Origin of the sequence: Mesorhizobium sp. M1B.F.Ca.ET.045.04.1.1 (assembly GCF_003952465.1) — a bacterium.
GTDB classification, from domain to species: domain Bacteria; phylum Pseudomonadota; class Alphaproteobacteria; order Rhizobiales; family Rhizobiaceae; genus Mesorhizobium; species Mesorhizobium shonense.
Window position 1 is genome coordinate 6,249,035 of sequence record NZ_CP034448.1, and the last position, 17,646, is coordinate 6,266,680.

General features: G+C 62.9%; 16 protein-coding genes and 1 pseudogene. 6 read left to right on the forward strand and 11 right to left on the reverse strand.

Annotated features, from left to right (window positions below; all coding sequences use genetic code 11):
* Positions 1–332 precede the first annotated feature (332 nt).
* The 3 genes from EJ071_RS31200 to EJ071_RS31210 form a co-directional block, all read right to left on the reverse strand.
* Complete coding sequence (locus tag EJ071_RS31200) at positions 333–680, reverse strand: DUF1491 family protein (protein WP_126101282.1); 348 nt, start codon at positions 678–680, stop codon at positions 333–335.
* A gap of 275 nt (positions 681–955) precedes the next feature.
* Positions 956–1,744 (reverse strand): peptidoglycan-binding protein, encoded by a 789-nt coding sequence (locus EJ071_RS31205; RefSeq protein ID WP_126101283.1) that lies wholly within the window; start codon positions 1,742–1,744, stop codon positions 956–958.
* On the reverse strand, positions 1,719–3,461 hold the full coding sequence (locus EJ071_RS31210) for a HAMP domain-containing sensor histidine kinase (RefSeq protein WP_126101284.1): 1,743 nt from the start codon (positions 3,459–3,461) through the stop codon (positions 1,719–1,721). Before EJ071_RS31210 ends, EJ071_RS31205 begins: the two co-directional genes overlap by 26 nt.
* 532 nt (positions 3,462–3,993) lie before the next feature.
* Here EJ071_RS31210 and EJ071_RS31215 point away from each other — a divergent pair.
* Complete coding sequence (locus tag EJ071_RS31215) at positions 3,994–4,386, forward strand: DUF5330 domain-containing protein (RefSeq protein WP_126101285.1); 393 nt, start codon at positions 3,994–3,996, stop codon at positions 4,384–4,386.
* A 361-nt stretch (positions 4,387–4,747) separates the two neighbouring features.
* Positions 4,748–5,176 (forward strand): SufE family protein, encoded by a 429-nt coding sequence (locus EJ071_RS31220; RefSeq protein ID WP_126102794.1) that lies wholly within the window; start codon positions 4,748–4,750, stop codon positions 5,174–5,176.
* Between the two features lie 178 nt (positions 5,177–5,354).
* Here EJ071_RS31220 and EJ071_RS31225 read toward each other — a convergent pair whose 3' ends face one another.
* The gene (locus EJ071_RS31225; protein ID WP_126101286.1) at positions 5,355–5,783 is read right to left on the reverse strand and encodes a MucR family transcriptional regulator; all 429 of its coding nucleotides are present in this window, start codon (positions 5,781–5,783) and stop codon (positions 5,355–5,357) included.
* 412 nt (positions 5,784–6,195) lie between these two features.
* Positions 6,196–6,564, reverse strand: a complete 369-nt coding sequence (locus tag EJ071_RS31230; protein WP_126101287.1) for an SH3 domain-containing protein — start codon at positions 6,562–6,564, stop codon at positions 6,196–6,198.
* Between the two features lie 121 nt (positions 6,565–6,685).
* Here EJ071_RS31230 and EJ071_RS31235 point away from each other — a divergent pair, with 121 nt between their 5' ends.
* The gene (locus EJ071_RS31235) at positions 6,686–8,797 is read left to right on the forward strand and encodes a S9 family peptidase (protein WP_126101288.1); all 2,112 of its coding nucleotides are present in this window, start codon (positions 6,686–6,688) and stop codon (positions 8,795–8,797) included.
* Between the two features lie 100 nt (positions 8,798–8,897).
* A complete protein-coding gene (locus EJ071_RS31240) occupies positions 8,898–9,287 on the forward strand; it encodes an SET domain-containing protein-lysine N-methyltransferase (protein ID WP_126101289.1) in 390 nt (129 codons plus the stop codon).
* Positions 9,288–9,296: 9 nt separating this feature from the next.
* Here EJ071_RS31240 and EJ071_RS31245 read toward each other — a convergent pair whose 3' ends face one another.
* From EJ071_RS31245 to EJ071_RS31265, 5 genes and pseudogenes are all read right to left on the reverse strand, one after another.
* Positions 9,297–10,241, reverse strand: coding sequence for a cytochrome c (locus EJ071_RS31245; RefSeq protein ID WP_126101290.1), 945 nt, complete (start codon positions 10,239–10,241; stop codon positions 9,297–9,299).
* Between the two features lie 9 nt (positions 10,242–10,250).
* Entirely contained in the window at positions 10,251–10,688 is a 438-nt protein-coding gene (locus EJ071_RS31250; RefSeq protein ID WP_126101291.1) for a cytochrome c, read from the reverse strand.
* A gap of 169 nt (positions 10,689–10,857) precedes the next feature.
* Positions 10,858–12,212, reverse strand: a pseudogene (locus EJ071_RS31255) (IS3 family transposase).
* 70 nt (positions 12,213–12,282) lie between these two features.
* Positions 12,283–12,885 (reverse strand): superoxide dismutase, encoded by a 603-nt coding sequence (locus tag EJ071_RS31260; RefSeq protein ID WP_126101292.1) that lies wholly within the window; start codon positions 12,883–12,885, stop codon positions 12,283–12,285.
* 108 nt (positions 12,886–12,993) lie between these two features.
* Entirely contained in the window at positions 12,994–13,872 is an 879-nt protein-coding gene (locus EJ071_RS31265; protein WP_126101293.1) for a branched-chain amino acid aminotransferase, read from the reverse strand.
* 154 nt (positions 13,873–14,026) lie between these two features.
* Here EJ071_RS31265 and EJ071_RS31270 point away from each other — a divergent pair, with 154 nt between their 5' ends.
* Both EJ071_RS31270 and EJ071_RS31275 read left to right on the forward strand, forming a co-directional pair.
* Positions 14,027–14,689, forward strand: a complete 663-nt coding sequence (locus EJ071_RS31270) for a haloacid dehalogenase type II (RefSeq protein ID WP_126102795.1) — start codon at positions 14,027–14,029, stop codon at positions 14,687–14,689.
* Between the two features lie 173 nt (positions 14,690–14,862).
* Positions 14,863–15,684: a L,D-transpeptidase gene (locus EJ071_RS31275; RefSeq protein ID WP_126101294.1), complete on the forward strand. Its 822-nt coding sequence runs from the start codon at positions 14,863–14,865 to the stop codon at positions 15,682–15,684.
* Positions 15,685–16,181: 497 nt separating this feature from the next.
* Here EJ071_RS31275 and EJ071_RS31285 read toward each other — a convergent pair whose 3' ends face one another.
* Complete coding sequence (locus tag EJ071_RS31285) at positions 16,182–17,585, reverse strand: PLP-dependent aminotransferase family protein (protein ID WP_245460041.1); 1,404 nt, start codon at positions 17,583–17,585, stop codon at positions 16,182–16,184.
* Positions 17,586–17,646: the final 61 nt, after the last annotated feature.

A 17,646-nucleotide genomic window follows, 5' to 3' on the forward strand; every position in this document is an offset into this window, starting at 1 on the left:
TCTTCACTGCCGTAGGAGCAGGTGGCTTGACGACAGCGAGCCAACCCTTCCAGAACGGCACAGACAACCCTGGCCGACCGGGCACGTCCGTCGCTGGCGAGGGCAGTCCACTATCGGGAGACGAGCATACGGTACCTGCGACGGAAACGGCGACGGGCGCCACGTCCAAGACCCCACCGTCAGTTGATCAGGGCAAGACGGCGCCGTCGGGCCGCGCGCGCTGACAGCCGCGTCGCATTCCCAAATACTCCAGGGCAGCTCAGCGCTCGGTAGAATCGTTGAGCTGCTCCAAACATTTGTTTTCTGCAGCGATATCCCAAAGCAGGCCGGACCTATTCCGCTTTGACGGACAGAAGTTCGTCGACAGGAGCGGTTCCCGCCTCGATTTCGATCACCCAGATATCCGGATCGAACCTCTTTTCCTTTTCCAGCCGCGCATCGAATGCCGCGGCGTCGTCGCCGGAATCGAGCAAGGTGAAGAAGCGCTCGTCGGGCTTGGCGGAATCGTAACTCGTCTGCGGCGCCGGCCCATAGAGAGCGACCTCGCCCAGCCGCCCACGCGACAGCACGAAGACGGCGCCCGCCTCGGTCGCGCCGCGCTTGACCACGGCGGCAAAACCGCCGGCGCCGAACACGCGACGCACAAGGGCCGACACCCACAGATCGGTGGTCACGCGCATGGCAAGGTTCCGGATGGCATGCGACTGTTTAGCGAGTTTCCGGCGTGGCCGCGAGCGGGGGAGAGCAGCAAGCTTCGTTAAGTGCACAGGACAATGCTATATGGCGGCATGAAAACTGCGATCCGGCCCCTAACCGACCATCAACTGAACCAGCTCAAGCGCGCCTATGATGAAGGCATGGCCCGCGGTGAAGGCCAAAGCGTGGACCGCGATGCTTTCTTACGCGCTCTAAAGGCTGAGCGCGCGGCCCGAAACTAGATAAGATTGCGGACGGCTCAGTTCGTCAGGCCGATCTCGCGCATCTTGGCGTAGACCGCTTCGTCCGGCTCGCCGGTTTCGGGCAGGCCGAACAGCGCCTGGAACTCCTTGATCGCGGCCTTGGTGCGGGCGCCGACCTTGCCGTCGAGCTGCATATCGTTGTTGCCGAATGCCTTGAGGCCAGCCTGGATCTTGACGATGCGGGCGTCGGCCGTCTGGGTCGCGCCATCGGCGGGTGCCGAGGCCAGGATCGGAGCCGGCACCGGTGCGGCCGCTGGAGCCGTGGCTGCCGGACGTGGCGCCGGATGTGGAATGGCCGACGTCGTCTGCCTGGCGCCGAGCTGGTCGAGCAGCGCGCCGTCGATCTCGCCCGATCCCGGCAGCCCGACCTTCAACTGATAGGCCTGGATGGCCTTGCGCGTGGCCGGGCCGGTGAGGCCGTCGACCGTGCCATCGTAGAAATTGAGGTCCTTCAAGATGCCCTGCACCTGCTGGACGACCGGATCGGGCTTGGGAGCCGGCTGTGCCGGCGCCTGCCGCACGATGTTGATGGTGGTCTCCGGCTCGTCGGAGACGGCGTGCGGGAAATTCTCGATGCTCCTGGTGGCGAAGAAGGCGCCTGTGTGCGGAAAAGGCTGGTACCAGAGCGCGTTGGCCGAAACGTAGAAGAGCGTCACCAGGAAGGCGGTCGAACCCCCGACCAGAACCGGATTGCGCGAGATCATCTGGCCAACCGCGACCGCGCCCTCGGCAAGGACGCCGCGCTCGGGTTCGACCACCTTAGGCCGTCTTGCGGAGCGAGCCATTGCTGTCCCCATCTGCATCCCCCTTCGGCTTTGCAACCGGCATCGGTAGCACGCCGGCCGGCGTGCCCGAGCGCCGCTTCGGTCCGTTCACCGGCAGGCTGACCGTCACCGTCGTGCCCTCACCCGGGGCGCTCTCGATCGACATCGTGCCCTCATGCAGCGCCACAAGGCCCTTGACCAGCGACAGGCCGAGCCCGGTTCCCTCGAAACGGCGCGTATAGTCGTTCTGGATTTGCATGAACGGCTTGCCGAGATTGGCCATATCCTCCTCAGCGATGCCGATGCCGGTGTCGCTCACCCAGAAATGCAGCCGAGAGCCGACGCGCTTGGCGCCGATCACCACATTGCCGCCGTCGGGCGTGAACTTCACGGCGTTCGAAACGAGATTGATCAGGATCTGCTGCACGGCGCGGCGGTCGGCATTGATCTCGCCGGCGTCCGGCGCGACCTGCGCGGCGAGCGCGATGCTCTTGGCGTCGGCCAGCGGCCGCATCATCGACCGGCACATATCGACCGCCTCGACGAAGCGGAACGGTTCCAGCTCGGTCGCATAGGCGCCGGCTTCGATGCGCGAGACGTCGAGGATCGAGGTGACGACGGATAGGAGATGCTGGCCGGACTCCCTGACCAGGCCGACATATTCCTTCTGGCGAGGATCGCGGAAGGCACCGAACATTTCGTGCAGCAGCATGTCGGAGAAGCCGATGATGGCGTTGAGCGGCGTGCGCAGCTCGTGACTGACCACCGCCAGGAAACGGCCCTTGGCCACTTCGGCGGCCGCGGCGGCTTCCTTCGCCGAGGCAAGCTCTTCGCGCAGAGCAGCGACGTCGTCGTTTTCGCGCAGCACGAGGGTGAAGACCTCCGGCTCGAGCCCGCCGCGCATCAATTCCAGGCGGAACGGGCGGAAATTGTCGGCCGAGCCGCCACCGTCGCGCGGCAGCCGGATGCGCAGGTCGAGCCGGCGCTTCGGCGCGCCCTCGCGCATGTCCGCGAGCGCGGTGAGATAGGCAACGCGGTCGGAAAGATGGACGCGCTCGAACAGCCCCGTGCCGAGCAAGAGCTCCGGCGCCAGCTTCAGAATGGAGCGCGCCTTGGCCGAAGCGTCGAGCACGTCGCCCTGGCGGCCGACGCGCAGCACCACGGCGTCGATGATCTCGTCGAGGCGGTCGGCCGCGGGCTCGGCCTGGCGCGCGCTGGCCGGATTGGCGAAGGCCGCCGCGCGGGGCAGCAGCGTCAGCGCCCAGGCAAGCGGCAACAGCCAGTGCCAGCTGGCGATCCCGGCCGCGCCGAGCGGCAGGAACTGGTTCGCGAAAGGCTGCAGCAAAATGGCTGCGAGCGCCGCCAGCGCGGCCGGCAACACCGCGCGCCGCGATCCAGCGACCCACCAGGCCTCGATCGGCAAAGCGACGGCAAGCAGCGCGACCGGCGAGGCCAAACCGCCCGCCGCGGCGATTGCCGCAGCAAGAGCGAGGCCACCCATGGCAACCGCCGCACGGCCGGCGAGCGCCATGCGGCCGGTGGCCGCGACCAGAAGCGCGGCGAACCAGCACAGACCGAAAGCGGCGAAGATCGCAGCCACGGTAACTGCCGCACCGAGGCTTGAGGTGACCATCGTCACCGCCGCGCCCGCGGCGAGAAACGGAGCGGCGAGCATGACGCCGATGAAGCGGCGCTGGCGCAGGCGCTCAGCCTCGCCCATGACGGTCGGATGAACCATGCGTTCGCAGCCGGCGGCCACAGCGCCGGGTAATTGAACGTATCTGGCCGTAATCGAACTCACCGCACGCGTACCCGGTCGTGAAAATGCCCTGCTTTGCAGGTGACTCTTAATTGGCTTGAAACTGGCATCCAGCGTTTAAGGAATGGATAAGGCAGACGAGGCGAGCGCCCTGCCCACGGGAAATATTGGGACGCCGGCACCGCAAAGCACGTCGATCTGCCGCCATGGTAAATGGAGCGTTATCCGCAGCCGGCGCGCCGGGCCGCCTGAAAACCTCGTGCCGATGTCGATTATTTCCAGAATTTCCCTTTTAAAACAGCCATATAGATGGTTATCGTAAAGTTAATCCAATCGATGAGATTTGAATGAAATCAATCTCGAAAACCAATCCTTTCGAACTTGCCTAAAATTTGAAGAAAATTCGCGGCTTCGGCGCAAGCCGTCCTTTGCGCGCCCGTGCCACTATCCTGCCCATAAAAGAGGTCATGCCGATGGATGCATGATCCGGTCGCGGACGAGAGGCATTGAGATGGGTTTTCTGATCAGGATGGCTTTCTGGTTTTCGCTGGTGCTTCTGGCACTGCCGCTCAGCGTCGGCCCCGACGAGGATGGCCGCGAGGCGGTCGGGCCGATCCAGGCGCTGTTTGCGGCGCGCGAGGCGGTCGGCGACATCGCCGGCATCTGCGAGCGCAAGCCGGACGTCTGCGAGACCGGCAAATCGGCCATGCACACCATCACCGTCCGCGCCCAGGAAACCGCCAAGATCGCCGCCGCCATGCTTGACGACCATCAGTCGGAAAGGGCGGCCACTCCCGAGGCGAAGGTTGCGGAGACTTCCGTCGAGACCACCGGCAGCGTCGCCGAAGACGTCGTGCTGCCCGCCAAGGTCAACATCCCGGTGATGCTGACGGCAAAGAACTGAGATTCTTTTTCAGCCGTTCGCTCGGCTAACTTTGATTTTTGTGCATGTCGTTTTCGCAAAACCGCTGCACACTTTTGCGCGGCATGCATTGGTTTTGGCGCAATTCCGGACGGAAAACCGCTACGCACTTTTCCTGGAATTGCTCTCTGTTTAGTTTTTTGGCGCAATTCCGGACGGAAAACCGCTACGCACTTTTCCTGGAATTGCTCTCTGTTTAGTTTTTTGGCGCAATTCCGGACGGAAAACCGCTACGCACTTTTCCTGGAATTGCTCTAACGCCGCGGGCCCGTCCGACCTCTCGACGCCCGCGGCGTCTTTCTTTTTCCGTGACGCGGCGGCGCCGGGTCACTATATGCGGGCAATGACGACCTCGATCGAAACGATCCGCGACGATTTCTCCCTGCTCGACGAGTGGGAAGACCGGTACCGCTATGTGATCGAGCTCGGCGAGGCGCTGCCGCCTTTTCCCGAGGCCGAGCGCATCCCGGCCAACAAGGTGCCGGGCTGCGTCAGCCAGGTATGGCTGACGACCGAGCAAGGACCGGGCGTCGATCCGGTGATCAGCTTCCAGGGGGATTCGGACGCCCACATCGTACGCGGCCTCGTCGCCATCATGCTGGCGCTGTTCTCGGGCCGGCCGGCCAGCCAGATCCACGGCACCGACGCGGAAGTGACGCTGAAAGAACTCGGCCTCGACGAGCATTTGTCGCCGCAGCGCGCCAACGGCCTGCGCTCGATGGTCAAGCGCATCAAGCGCGACGCCGAAGCGGCGCTGAAGCAAACCGCCTAAAGCGCGACGCGCCGAAACGGATTCAGACCAGGTGCTTTAAGTTTCTTGTTCTGATGCATGTCGTTGTCCCAGAACCGCTGCAGAGTTTTGGGCGACACGCATTAACCTTTCCAACAGCCACGCCGGAAAGCAAAAACGGCGCCGCAAGGGCGCCGTCAAATTGCTTGTCCGATATCCGTTATCTGCGGCTCTTGGGCTTGCGGCCGAGGCCCATCTTCTTGGCAAGCTGCGAACGGGCGGCGGCGTAGTTGGGAGCGACCATCGGATAGTTGGCATCCAGGCCCCACTTCTCGCGGTATTCTTCCGGGGTGAGGTTGTAGTGGGTCATCAGGTGGCGCTTCAGCGACTTGAACTTCTTGCCGTCTTCGAGACAGACGATGTAGTCGTCATGCACGGAGCGCTTCGGGTTGACGGCCGGTTTCTGCTTCTCGGCCGATGGCTGCTCGCTCGTGCCGCCAACGCGGCCGAGCGCGGCATGGACATCGGCGATCAGGTTCGGCAGTTCGCCGACCGGCACCGGGTTGTTGCTGACATAGGCCGCGACGACATCGGCGGTCAGCTCGATCAGCGCGTCACTATTCCTTGAAGGTGTTTCGACGATATCCATTGTGTTCAGGCCCCAACGAGAGTTTGTTTCTAGACTGCGCCCTTTTTCTGGGATCGGGCATCGCGCGAATTTCATATAGGCAAGCCTCTGCGATTCGCGTCGCGTTATCTTAATGACGCTATGCTGCAAGTAAGTCAATTCGCCTATTGAATTATATTCGGCGATATTCATCAAATATTGCCGATTCAGCTTCAAAAATTCGTGCGTCGTGTAACTTAGCGAGATTTTTCTGGCCGGACCAGATCGGCCTGACGCAACGTCAAATACGCTTTACACCTCGGGCAGCGCCAAAGAAGGTCGTTAATGCTTGACAAATGCTTGGCCGCCAGCACGAGGAATCTCGCACACCACAGGCTGCAAGAACACTCATCCTCGCGTGGAGCGGGCAACGCAGATGGCCGCGGCAGATCTCTCAATAGGGCGCGATGTATTTGCCGTAGACCCAGCCGGTGACGAAATGACCGTTCTGCGCCGGATCGTGCCAGACCTCGCACCAGCGGTAGCGGATCGCCTGCCGCTGCTTCCAGTGAGGTTGGCCGGCAATGTCGAGCAGATCTATCCCGCCCGTGCAGCGGCCGGTCATCTGCAAGACGGCGCCATTCGGATAGGCCGCCTGCTTTTGCGATGTGTTTGACGGAAATTTGCGCGCGTTGAGCGTGTCGCCGAACGGCACGCCTGCCACTTGCCAGGCGGCGAATACGGTTGCATGAGACTGACCGGAAAAGGCCAGCACTGTCGAAGCGACAGCAAAAGCCGCGGCGGCGCGAACATAGGATTTCATCTTTCCCCCTTCAACTTACTTTCTGTAGACCACTTTGAACCCCGCCCCTTGAACCGCTGCTGAGCGACGTGTTCATTTGCCATTCAAGCAAAATTTCAGGCGAATTCCACAGCGAGACGTAATGACCAGACCTTCCAGCTTCCTGGCCGCCTTCCCGACCGCCAACCCGCCACGGCCCGAGAAACGCCCTGTCTTCGATGTGCATCACGGCATCACTCGCACCGACGACTATGCCTGGATGCGCGCCGACAACTGGCAGGCGATGTTCAGGGACCCATCGCTCCTCGACGGCGCGATCCGCGTCCATCTCGAGGCCGAGAATACCTACCAGGCGGCGCTGATGGCCGACACGGCCGCACTGCGGGCCAAGCTGTTCGCCGAGATGAAGGGACGCATCAAGGAAGACGATTCCACCGTGCCGATGAAGGACGGTCCCTATGCCTATGGCTCGTCCTTCCGGCAGGGCGGCGAGCAGCCGCGTTACTTCCGCACGCCGCGCGACGGCGGCGCTGAGGAGATCCTGCTCGACGGCGACGCGGAAGCCGAAGGCAAACCCTATTTCCGTCTCGGCGGCGTCGATCATTCGGCCGATCACAGGAAGCTGCTCTGGGCGTTCGACGACAAGGGCTCGGAATTCTTCACGCTGCGCGTGCGCGATGTCGCCAGCGGTGAGGAACTGGCCGACCGGATCCCTGATACGGGTGGCGGCGGTGTGTGGAACACCGGCGACGACGGCTTCTTCTACACCCGCCTCGACGACAACCACCGCCCGTCAAAAGTGTTCTTCCATGCACTTGGCGACAGGCTAGAAAACGACCGGCTGATCTATGAGGAGACCGACCCGGGTTTCTTCATGGATGTCAGCGGTACGCGCTCCAACGACTGGATCATGATCGGCATCAACGACCATGAGACATCGGAATACCGGCTTCTGCGGGCCGACGAACCGTTCGCCGAGCCGACGCTGGTAGCGGTCCGCGAAGCCGGCCTGCAATATGACCTGGAGGAAGGCGGCGACGTCTTCTTCGTCCTCACCAATGCCGACGGCGCCAAGGACTTCAAGATCATGACCGCGCCGGTCGAGGATCCGGTGCGCGCAAACTGGAAGGAACTGGTGCCGCATGAACCCGGCCGGCTGATCCTGTCAGTGCTCGGCTTCAACCACCACATGGTCAGGCTGGAGCGCAAGGAGGGCCTGCCGCGCGTCGTCGTGCGCGACCGCTCGAACGGCGAAGAGCATTTCATTTCCTTCGACGAGGAGGCCTTCTCGCTCGGCCTCTCCGGCTCCTACGAATACGACACCGAGGTGATGCGCTTCACCTATTCGTCGATGACGACGCCGGCGCAGGTGTTCGACTACAACATGCGCACCCGCGAGCGCGTGCTTTTGAAGACGCAGGAAGTGCCTTCGGGCCACGATCCGGAGCGCTATGTCACACGTCGGCTGATGGCGCCTGCCGCCGACGGCGAACTGGTGCCGATCTCGCTCCTGCACCGCCACGACACGCCGCTCGACGGCTCGGCCCCCTGCCTGCTCTACGGCTACGGCTCCTACGGCATCGCGGTGCCGGCAGCCTTCAACACTAACTGGTTCTCGCTCGTCGATCGCGGCTTCGTCTTCGCCATCGCGCATATACGCGGCGGCAAGGACAAGGGCTATGGCTGGTACGACGACGGCAAGCGGGCGCACAAGATGAATACCTTCACCGACTTCATCGCCTGCGCGCGCCATCTGGTGGCGGAGCGGTACACGCAACACGACCGCATCGTCGCCCAAGGCGGCTCGGCCGGCGGCATGCTGATGGGGGCGATCGCCAACATGGCGCCCGAGAGTTTCGGCGGCATCGTCGCCGAGGTGCCGTTCGTCGACGTGCTCACCACCATGCTCGACGCCAGCCTGCCGCTGACGCCGCCGGAATGGCCGGAATGGGGCAACCCAATCGCTTCCGCCGACGACTACAACACGATCGCGGCCTATTCGCCCTACGACAATGTCGCGGCGCTCGACTATCCACCGATCCTGGCGCTGGCCGGGCTCACCGATCCGCGCGTCACCTATTGGGAGCCGGCCAAATGGGTGGCGCGGCTGCGCGAGCGCAAGGCGGGCGACAATCCGGTGCTGTTCAAGATCAACATGGAGTCCGGCCATGCCGGCGCGTCGGGCCGGTTCTCGCGGCTGGAGGAGATTGCATACATCTACGCCTATGCCTTGAAAGTGACCGGCAAGACCTGATTTTTGCTCGCAATTGCGACCGCCTCGCGTTACGCAATGCGCCGTCGTTTTTGGTCGCAGCCTTTCCGGCCGCGCCCACCATACATTCGCAAGGTTCGTCATGCTGCTCGTCGACGTCTTTCTCGACAAATCGCCCATCCAGGGCATCGGTGTCTTCGCCAAGCACCGCATCCCGCGCGGCACGTTGATCTGGAAGCTCGATCCCAGGTTTGACCGGCGCATCGCGGTGGAGACTTATGAGAACGAAACCGGTCCGGTGAAATCCTATCTCGACCGCTATTCCTATCCGGACCGACGCGATCCCAACTTCATCGTCTTCGAGGCCGATGACGCCCGCTACATGAACCACGCGGACGAGCCGAACTGCGACGTCTCGTCGCCCGAGGAAACCTACGCGCTGCGCGACATCGCGCCCGGCGAGGAACTGACCTGCGACTATAATCACTTCTTCGAGAACGGCTTCGATTTCCTCGGCGACCGCCACCCTTAAGTCAGGTTCTCAGGTCGCCGGCTTGCGCGCCGGATAGCCGTTGGGGTGCGGCGGGACGGCCTTGAGATAAGCGGCGATCGCGGCGCGGTCGTCGGCCGTCAACTGGGCCATGTTGCGCTGCACTTCGACCATGGCGCCGCCGACGGAATCGAAATCGGGCGTGAAGCCGGTTTCGAGGTAGTTGGCAATGTCGGATTCCGACCAGTCCTTCGTGCCGCCCTCCGGGGTAATGTTGGGCACAACGCCCTTGCCTTCCGCCGCCACGGCGCCGGCCAGCCACTCGGCCTTCTTGACGCCACCGGCGAAGTCGCGCGGCGAGTGGCATTCGCCGCAATGGCCGGGGCCCTCGACCAGATAGCGGCCGGCCAGCACCTTGTCCGGCGCGCCGTCAGGCAAGGCGATCACCGGCTCGGGGCTGAGATAGAGCCGCTTCCAGAGACCAATGCCACGACGGATGTTGAAGGGGAAAGAGAGCTTGTGGCCGGGCGCCTTGCCGGCGACCGCCGGCAGTGTCTTCATGTAGGCGTAGAGGTCGGCGACATCGGCCGGCTTCATGCGTGCGTATGAGGCGTAAGGAAAGGCCGGATAAAAGTGCTCGCCGGAGGGCGAGACGCCCTTCAGCATCGCATTGGCGAAATCCGCCTCGCTCCAGGCGCCGATGCCGTCCTTTTGATCCTGCGAGATGTTGGGCGGCACGAAGGTGCCGAACGGTGTCTTCAGCTCCAGCCCGCCGGCAAGCTCCAGGCGAGCGTCACCCTTCGACCCCGGTCTGGCATGGCAGGACGTGCAGCCGCCGGCATTGAAGATGCGCTTGCCCCTGGCGGTGTCGCCCGGCCCGAGTTGCGCGGTAGCCACGGCATCAAGCCTGGCGGGCGCGGACAGCGCCCAGCCGGCGATCGCGCCGGCGCCGCCCAGCACGATAACGGCGCCGACGAGCTTCTTCAGCCAGGCCATGGCAGGCGATCAGCCCTTCTTGATCCTGTAGCTCTGATGGCAGGTGCCGCAGTCGCCCCCGATCGTGTTGAGCTGCGCCTTCAGCGCATCGACATCGGCCGGCGGCGAGGCGACCGCGGCCTTGACGTCGGCCACGAGCTTGTCTCCGGCCGCCTTGAAGCCCGCCGTATCTTCCCAGATCTTCGGCGCAGCCGTGGTGTCGCCCTTGTCGCTGCCGGCCGGGAACAACGTGTCGGCATCGAATTTCTCGGCATTGGCCTGCAAGGCCTTGAGTGTGGTCAGCACCGCGGCCGCATCGAAATCGTCTTCGCCCTTGACGACCTTCGACAATTGGCCGGCGAGCTTGCCGCGCTCCTTCATCAGGGCCTGGCGATCCTTGATCGGATCGGCAAAGGCGACCGAACCGGCAAAGGCGAGCATAGAGATGGCGAGGACGAGCTTTCTCATTCAATTGGCTCCATGGTGAAGGAAAGAGAGTACGCGACCGAAGGTTAACGGACGCCACGGCGGAAATATTCCGTGCCGTCGCAACGATTTCCCGAACCAGGATCGGCCTCCTGTAGCCGACGAAAAAGAAAAGCCCCGGCTTTGAACTGACCCCGTAAAGTTGGACGGTTCATTGAGCTGGTGGATTTAAGGGCTGGGTCCTGTATTGCACAGGGGCCAGCCCTTTCAGTTTCAGTTTGATGCGGCGGTGGTTGTAATAGTCGATGTAGCCCTTGATGGCCGTATCGAGGCTTTGGACAGTGTCGAACCTTTCCGGATGGAAGAGCTCGGACTTGAGTGTGGCGAAGAAGCTCTCCATCGGTGCGTTGTCGAGGCAATTGCCTTTGCGTGACATGCTCTGTGCAAGGCCTCTGGCCTCCAGCCTGCGCTGGAATGCCGACATCTGGTATTGCCATCCCTGATCGGAATGCAGGATCGGCCGCTCGTCCTCGTTGAGCCGGGCGAAGGCTTTGGTCAGCATGTTGTCCACCAGTTTGAAGCGCGACCGGCGCGCCGTCTCGAAGGCGACGATCTCGCCATTGTAGAGATCCATGATGGGAGACAGGTAGAGCTTGTCGCCGGCCACGCTGAACTCCGTCACGTCGGTCACCCATTTGCGGTTGGCGCGGTCGGCGCCGAACTTGCGCTGCAAGAGATCGGGAGCGGTCCGCCCGATCTCGCCCCTGTAGGAACGATACTTCTTCGGCCTGACCAGTGACTTCAATCCCATCCCGGCCATCAGGCTCTGGACGGTCTTATGGTTGACGCATTGGCCCAACTGGCGCAGTTGCGCGGTCACCCGGCGATAGCCATAGCGGCCCTTGTGGCTGTCGAAGATGGCCTTGATCGCCTCCTTCAGCGCCGCATGACGGTCCGGGCGCGAGGCCGCCTTTTGCCTGTAATAGAACGTGCTGCGCGGCAGCTTCGCCAGGTCGAGCAGGCCCTTAAGCGGATAAAACGGCCTTAACGCTTGGACGGCTTGCGCTTTTTGGGCGCATGTTCCTGCGTTAAGGCCTTCAGTTTTTTTAGGTAGGCGTTCTCCATCCGCAACTGCTTCAACTCGGCCAGCAATTCTTCGCGGCTTTTGGCCTCGTCACTGGCTGCAACAGGCACCGCAGGGGCCGGCGGCTTTGACATGGGTCGTCCTCTGGGGCGGGGGCCGAGCGCCTCTATCCCACCCGCATGATAGTGCTTCTCCCAGCCCGTCAGGCAACCGGAATTGCGGATATTGAACAGCGTCGCCGTCTGGCGATGCGACAGACCGTCCTTCCACATCCGCTCGAGCACCGACAGCTTGAACGCCACATCGTAACGACCGTACTTCCGCGACAGCCCGGCATCGCCATGCGCCTGGTACAAAGCAACCCACTTGCGCACAGTCGCCGCGTCAACTCCACGCTTAGACGCCGCACTCGCGTAGCTTTCATCCCCGCACAAATAGCTATCGACAACCGAGCGCTTGAAACGCGCACTGTGTTTGGACATGCAAAACCCCCGAAGGTTGTGTCCAACTTTCGGGGGTCAGTTCACTTGCCGGGGCTTTTCGTCGAATTGGTCAGCCTTTCGCCTTTTCGTAGAGCTCCAGGACATAGTCCCAGTTGATGAGGCTATCGACGAATGCTTCGAGATATTTCGGCCGCGCGTTGCGGTAGTCGATGTAATAGGAGTGCTCCCACACATCGACGCCGAGGACCGGCGAAGCACCATGGACCAGCGGGTTTTCGCCATTGGGGGTCTTCGAGATCGCGAGCTTGCCATCCTTGACCGAGAGCCAGGCCCAGCCGGAGCCGAACTGGGTGGTGCCGGCGGCGATGAAGTCGGCCTTGAACTTGTCGTAGCCGCCGAGATCGGCATCGACGGCCTTCTGCAAAGCGCCCGGCAGCTTGTTGCCGCCGCCGCCCTTCTTCATCCATTTCCAGAAATGGATGTGGTTGTAGTGCTGGGCGGCATTGTTGAAGAGCCCGGCATTCTTGCCGAAGGACTGCTTCACGACCTCTTCGACCGAAAGATCGCCCATTCCAGCCTCGGCGGCCAGCTTGTTGCCGTTGTCGACATAGGCCTTGTGGTGCTTGTCGTGGTGATACTCCAGCGTCTCCTTCGACATGTAAGGCTGCAGGGCCTCATAGTCGTAAGGCAAAGCGGGCAACTCAAAAGCCATGGATGTACTCCCTCGTGGAAAAAAATCCGGTGAAACTACCGAACTAAGATAGGTCTGGAATGGGTTGGGGCAACTCCAGAACGAAGCGCCGATCGCCTTTTTATCGGCTCAGGCGGCGGAAGTCGAATGCGCCCAATCCCAATAGAGCTCGCGCGCCTTCTTGGCCACCGGTCCGGGCTGAAGATCGCGGTCCTCGATGCGGGTGACCGGCACCACCTTCGAATGGTTGCCGGTCGAAAAGATCTCGTCCGCTTCGAGAAAGTCGCGGATCGACAATGCCTTCTCGGTGGTCCTGAAGCCGTAATCGCCGAGCAGGTTGATCGTGCGCGAACGGGTGATGCCGGAGAGGAACGTGCCGTTCGCCGCTGGCGTCATCACATGGCCGTCCTTGACCAGGAAAATATTGGAGGTGCCGGTTTCGGCGACATTGCCCAGCATGTCCAGCACCAGCGCGTTGTCGAAGCCGCGCATCTTGGCCTCGAGGATGGCGCGGCCGTTGTTGGGATAGAGGCAGCCGGCCTTGGCATTGGTCGGCATCGTCTCGATGGTCGGCCGCCGGAACGGCGAGACGCCGATCGAAAAGCCGGAAGGCGGAATCATCGGGGCTTCGTAGAGGCAAAGACAGAAGCGGGTCGAGGATGGATCGGCCGGAACGCCCATATAGCCGCCATGCTCGGCCCAGTACATCGGCCTGATGTAGACGGCGGTCTTGCCGTCGAATTTCTTCAGGCCATCCCAGGTCAGCCCGACGATCTCTTCCGTCGTCATGGAGGGCTTCAGGCCGAGCGCGATCGCCGAGGCGTTCACGCGCGCGGCGTGGCGATCGAGGTCGGGCGCCACGCCCTCGAACCAGCGGGCGCCGTCGAAGACGCTTGTGCCCAGCCACATGGCATGGCTGCGCGGTCCGAGAATGGCGACGTTGCCCTCGTACCAGTCGCCGTCCACACAGGTCCATGTCGCGGACTGCGCCGCCGCCGCCAGTGTCATGTTCGCCGTCCAAAATGAGTAATTTCAGGGGCGCCATAGGACGATGCTTTGACGGCCGGCGTCAACCGACATCGGCAAAAATCGTTGAGGCCAGAGGCACTTGACCGCAATCATCGCTTGCGCTGCGCCCCGGCGCGCCGCAAAACTTCTCTCCATGCACCATGCGGCCTATGTCTTCGACGCCTACGGCACGTTGTTCGACGTGCACGCGGCCGTGCGCCGCCATGCCGGCGAGATCGGACCGGACGGCCAGCTTCTCTCCGAAATCTGGCGCGCCAAGCAGCTCGAATATTCCTGGGTGCGGACGCTGATGGGCGCCTATGCCGATTTCTGGCAGTTGACTGAGCAGGCGCTGGACTTCGCGCTGCGCAAGGTGCCCTCGGCCGATCCGGCGTTAAGGGCCAGGCTGCTGGAAGCCTATTGGCGGCTCGACTGCTATCCGGAAGTGCCGGCGGTGCTGAAAGCGCTGAAGGCATCGGGAGCGAAGCTCGCGATCCTGTCCAACGGCTCGCCGGAAATGCTGCGGGCGGCGGCGAAATCCGCCGCCCTCGACCAGATCCTCGACGACGTCTTTTCGGTCGACGAGATCAAGCGCTTCAAGACCGACCCGTCGGTCTACGACATGGTGGTCACCGGCTGGCGGCTCTACCCGGAAGCGGTGTCGTTCCAGTCTTCCAACCGCTGGGACGTCGCGGGCGCCACCAAGTTCGGCTTCCGGACAGTATGGATCAACCGCACCAACCAGCCGGACGAATACCGGGACTTTCCGCCGGGGCTGATCCTGCCCTCGCTCGAAGGCCTTTTGGCAGGCGCCTGATCTTGCTGTTGCTGCAGCGCAACAGATGTGTCGCGGTCACAGCTTCGCCTTTGTTTGTCCACCCTGAGGCCAGAATTGGAACCGCCTATCACCGCCGACTGTTATTGGAGCTGCCGGCAGCCAGCCTGCGGATTCATGCTTTCTTGCGAATTAAAGACCTAGAAAAGGCAACCATGTCAGACGCTTCCTTCCGCATCAGCCGTCGTGGCTTCCTCAATCTCACAGCCCTTGGCGCTGCTTCGGCCGCGGTTTCCGCCTGCTCGACCACCGGTCCAGGCCCCGAACCCGTCCAGCCGCCACCGCCGGCCTATGTCGAGCCGCCGCTCGGCGACTATGAGACGATGTATGGGACGATGTCGGACAACGGCTTCGACCTGCCGGCCATCCCGGTGAACAAGATCGATCACAGGTTCTTGCGCCAGATCGTTCCCGATCCGACCGGACAGCGGCCGGGCACCATCGTGGTCGATACCACCAACCACTTCCTCTATCTGGTGCGCGAGGGCGGCCAGGCGATCCGCTACGGCGTCGGCCTCGGCCGCGCCGGCTTCGAATGGTCGGGCGATGCCGTGGTGCAGTGGAAGCAGAAATGGCCGAAATGGACACCGCCGGACGAGATGGTCGCCCGCCAGCCGGAACTGACGCAATTCAGCGCCAAGAATGGCGGCATGCAAGGCGGACTGAAGAACCCGCTCGGCGCCCGCGCGCTCTATCTGTTCCAGGGGAATCAAGACACGCTGTACCGCCTGCACGGCTCGCCGGAATGGTGGTCGATCGGCAAGTCGGTCTCGTCGGGCTGCGTGCGCCTGATCAATCAGGACATCATCGACCTCTATGATCGCGTGCCGAACAAGAGCCCTGTTGTCGTGACAGCGGATATCGGCGAGCCGGTGGCCGACATGCCGGAGCGCCGGGCCATCCCGATCGACAACGGCGTGCCGACCGGTTCGATCATGCTTGGTCCGGTAAGGCAGCTCACCAACGAGATCTTCTAAGGCGTCGATAGGTTAGAGCAGTTCAGCGTTTCGCTGAACTGCTCTAACTGTCTGTCTTTACGCAATTCCGAACGGAAAACCGCATCGCACTTTTCCTGAAATTGCTCTAGCGGCAGCACTGCACAGGGATTTTGACCGGTCGGCTCTGTTTGCGTTGGCAGGCGGCATGCCTTGGAGATTGGCCGAAACGCCCATCGCGATCGTCATTCTAGGGCGGAGCAAGGAGCGAAGCTCCGTCGCGAAGACCCTAGAATCCATGCCGTTACCTTCGCCAAGGAGTGCAACGGAGCAAAATTCTGCACCTTGGCGGCGCTTCCAAGTCACGGCATGGATTCTATGGTCTGCGCCGCGTCGCTTCGCTCCTTGCTCCGCCATAGAATGACGAGGTTGGGGCGGCTTCAGCCAATCTCCGGCGTCTGCGCTGATTTCGCGGAAATGAACGGAAAATCTTGCGCCAAGACAAACGACAGCCTTTCAAAATCCCTGTGTAGGGGGAACTAGCGCCGCTCGGCCAATAGCCTGGCCAGCACCGCAACGCCGCGTCGCAGCGCCTCCGTGTCGAGCCCGGCGTAACCCAGAATGAAGCCAGCCGTTGCAGGTCGCGGCGCGGTCGGGTCATAGAGCGGCGACACCGGATAGAGGCCGATCCCGACATCCCGCGCGGCCGCGATGATCTCCGGCTCGCGTTCGGCGGCGATGCCGTTCACCCAGGCAACGACATGCAATCCGGTGTCGGCCCCAGCGACCGCGACCTTCGGACCCAGATGATCGGCCAGCGCCTGCAGCAGGACTTCCCTGCGCTCGGCGTTCTTCCTGCGGATGCTGCGGACATGACGCTCGTAAGCGCCGCTCGCCAAAAGGTCGGCCAGCACGTCCTGTTCCAGCGTCGGGGCATGCCGATCAGTCAGGCGCTTCGCCTCGCTGAACGCCCGGCGCAGGCTGGCGGGCACGACGAGATAGCCGAGCCGCAAGGTGGGCGAGAGCGTCTTGGACAGCGTGCCGACATAGATGACGGAGTTTGCGTCGAGAGTCTGCAGAGGCGGGATGGGGGTAATATCGTGACGGTATTCACCGTCATAGTCGTCCTCCACAACATAGGCCCCCGTGCCGGTGGCCCAAGCCAGAAGCGAACGCCGCCGCGTCGCCGACAGCACGCCGCCGAGCGGAAACTGGTGCGACGGCGTGACATAGGCCAGACGGGCCGGCGGCAGCGCATCCGTTCTTAGCCCGTCCGCGTCGACCGCAACGGGCACAGCAATGCCTCCCGCCGCAACAAAGGCATGACGGGCGAGCAGATAGCCCGGGTTCTCGATCACGAACGGATCGCCGGGATCGAGCAGCAGCCGCGCGCAGAGGTCGAGCCCTTGCTGCGAGCCGTTGACGATGACGATCTGGTCAGGCGTGCAGCTGATGCTGCGGGCGCGCCAGAGATAGGTTTGAAGCGCACTCCGGAGAGCAAAGGATCCCTGCGGGTCGCCATAACGCAGCCGAGCGCCGCGCCGGAGAATGGCCTTGCTTGACGCCCGCCGCCAGGCCAGCACAGGGAAGTCCGCCCCTGACAGGTCGCCATAGCGGAAATCCGCGACTCTGGCCGGTTGCTGTTCCGCCGGCGGAGGCAGAGTGAGCAGACGCCGGGCGAACGCGGAAATGTTTCGGGCCGAAGCAGTCGTGACGGGCGACTCCACTGACGCTGTCTCCAGTCCCGGAGCCACGATCGCACGTGCCCCCTGCCCGATGATCAGATAGCCTTCGGCGTCGAGCTGGTTGTAGGCCGCCGTCACCGCGGTTCGAGACGCCCCCCATTCGACGGCGAAGGCCCGCGTCGACGGCAAACGGTCACCGGGCCGGTAGGCGCCGCTGTGGATCTGTGCCTTGATCGCCGCGATGATCCGGCGCGCCACACCATCCTGTTCCAACTGGACCACTGAAACCCTTCAAAACTGGATGTTCCAAGCAAGCCAG

What these genes read in the sequence shown, in the direction of transcription:
- EJ071_RS31225 (WP_126101286.1), bottom strand. Translation starts at nt 5,783, where the DNA reads ATGGATATCGTCGAAACACCTTCAAGGAATAGTGACGCGCTGATCGAG.
- EJ071_RS31250 (WP_126101291.1), bottom strand. Translation starts at nt 10,688, where the DNA reads ATGAGAAAGCTCGTCCTCGCCATCTCTATGCTCGCCTTTGCCGGTTCG.
- EJ071_RS31220 (WP_126102794.1), top strand. Translation starts at nt 4,748, where the DNA reads ATGACGACCTCGATCGAAACGATCCGCGACGATTTCTCCCTGCTCGAC.
- EJ071_RS31240 (WP_126101289.1), top strand. Translation starts at nt 8,898, where the DNA reads ATGCTGCTCGTCGACGTCTTTCTCGACAAATCGCCCATCCAGGGCATC.
- EJ071_RS31245 (WP_126101290.1), bottom strand. Translation starts at nt 10,241, where the DNA reads ATGGCCTGGCTGAAGAAGCTCGTCGGCGCCGTTATCGTGCTGGGCGGC.
- EJ071_RS31270 (WP_126102795.1), top strand. Translation starts at nt 14,027, where the DNA reads ATGCACCATGCGGCCTATGTCTTCGACGCCTACGGCACGTTGTTCGAC.
- EJ071_RS31230 (WP_126101287.1), bottom strand. Translation starts at nt 6,564, where the DNA reads ATGAAATCCTATGTTCGCGCCGCCGCGGCTTTTGCTGTCGCTTCGACA.
- EJ071_RS31265 (WP_126101293.1), bottom strand. Translation starts at nt 13,872, where the DNA reads ATGACACTGGCGGCGGCGGCGCAGTCCGCGACATGGACCTGTGTGGAC.
- EJ071_RS31215 (WP_126101285.1), top strand. Translation starts at nt 3,994, where the DNA reads ATGGGTTTTCTGATCAGGATGGCTTTCTGGTTTTCGCTGGTGCTTCTG.
- EJ071_RS31210 (WP_126101284.1), bottom strand. Translation starts at nt 3,461, where the DNA reads ATGGTTCATCCGACCGTCATGGGCGAGGCTGAGCGCCTGCGCCAGCGC.
- EJ071_RS31205 (WP_126101283.1), bottom strand. Translation starts at nt 1,744, where the DNA reads ATGGCTCGCTCCGCAAGACGGCCTAAGGTGGTCGAACCCGAGCGCGGC.
- EJ071_RS31200 (WP_126101282.1), bottom strand. Translation starts at nt 680, where the DNA reads ATGCGCGTGACCACCGATCTGTGGGTGTCGGCCCTTGTGCGTCGCGTG.
- EJ071_RS31260 (WP_126101292.1), bottom strand. Translation starts at nt 12,885, where the DNA reads ATGGCTTTTGAGTTGCCCGCTTTGCCTTACGACTATGAGGCCCTGCAG.
- EJ071_RS31275 (WP_126101294.1), top strand. Translation starts at nt 14,863, where the DNA reads ATGTCAGACGCTTCCTTCCGCATCAGCCGTCGTGGCTTCCTCAATCTC.
- EJ071_RS31235 (WP_126101288.1), top strand. Translation starts at nt 6,686, where the DNA reads ATGACCAGACCTTCCAGCTTCCTGGCCGCCTTCCCGACCGCCAACCCG.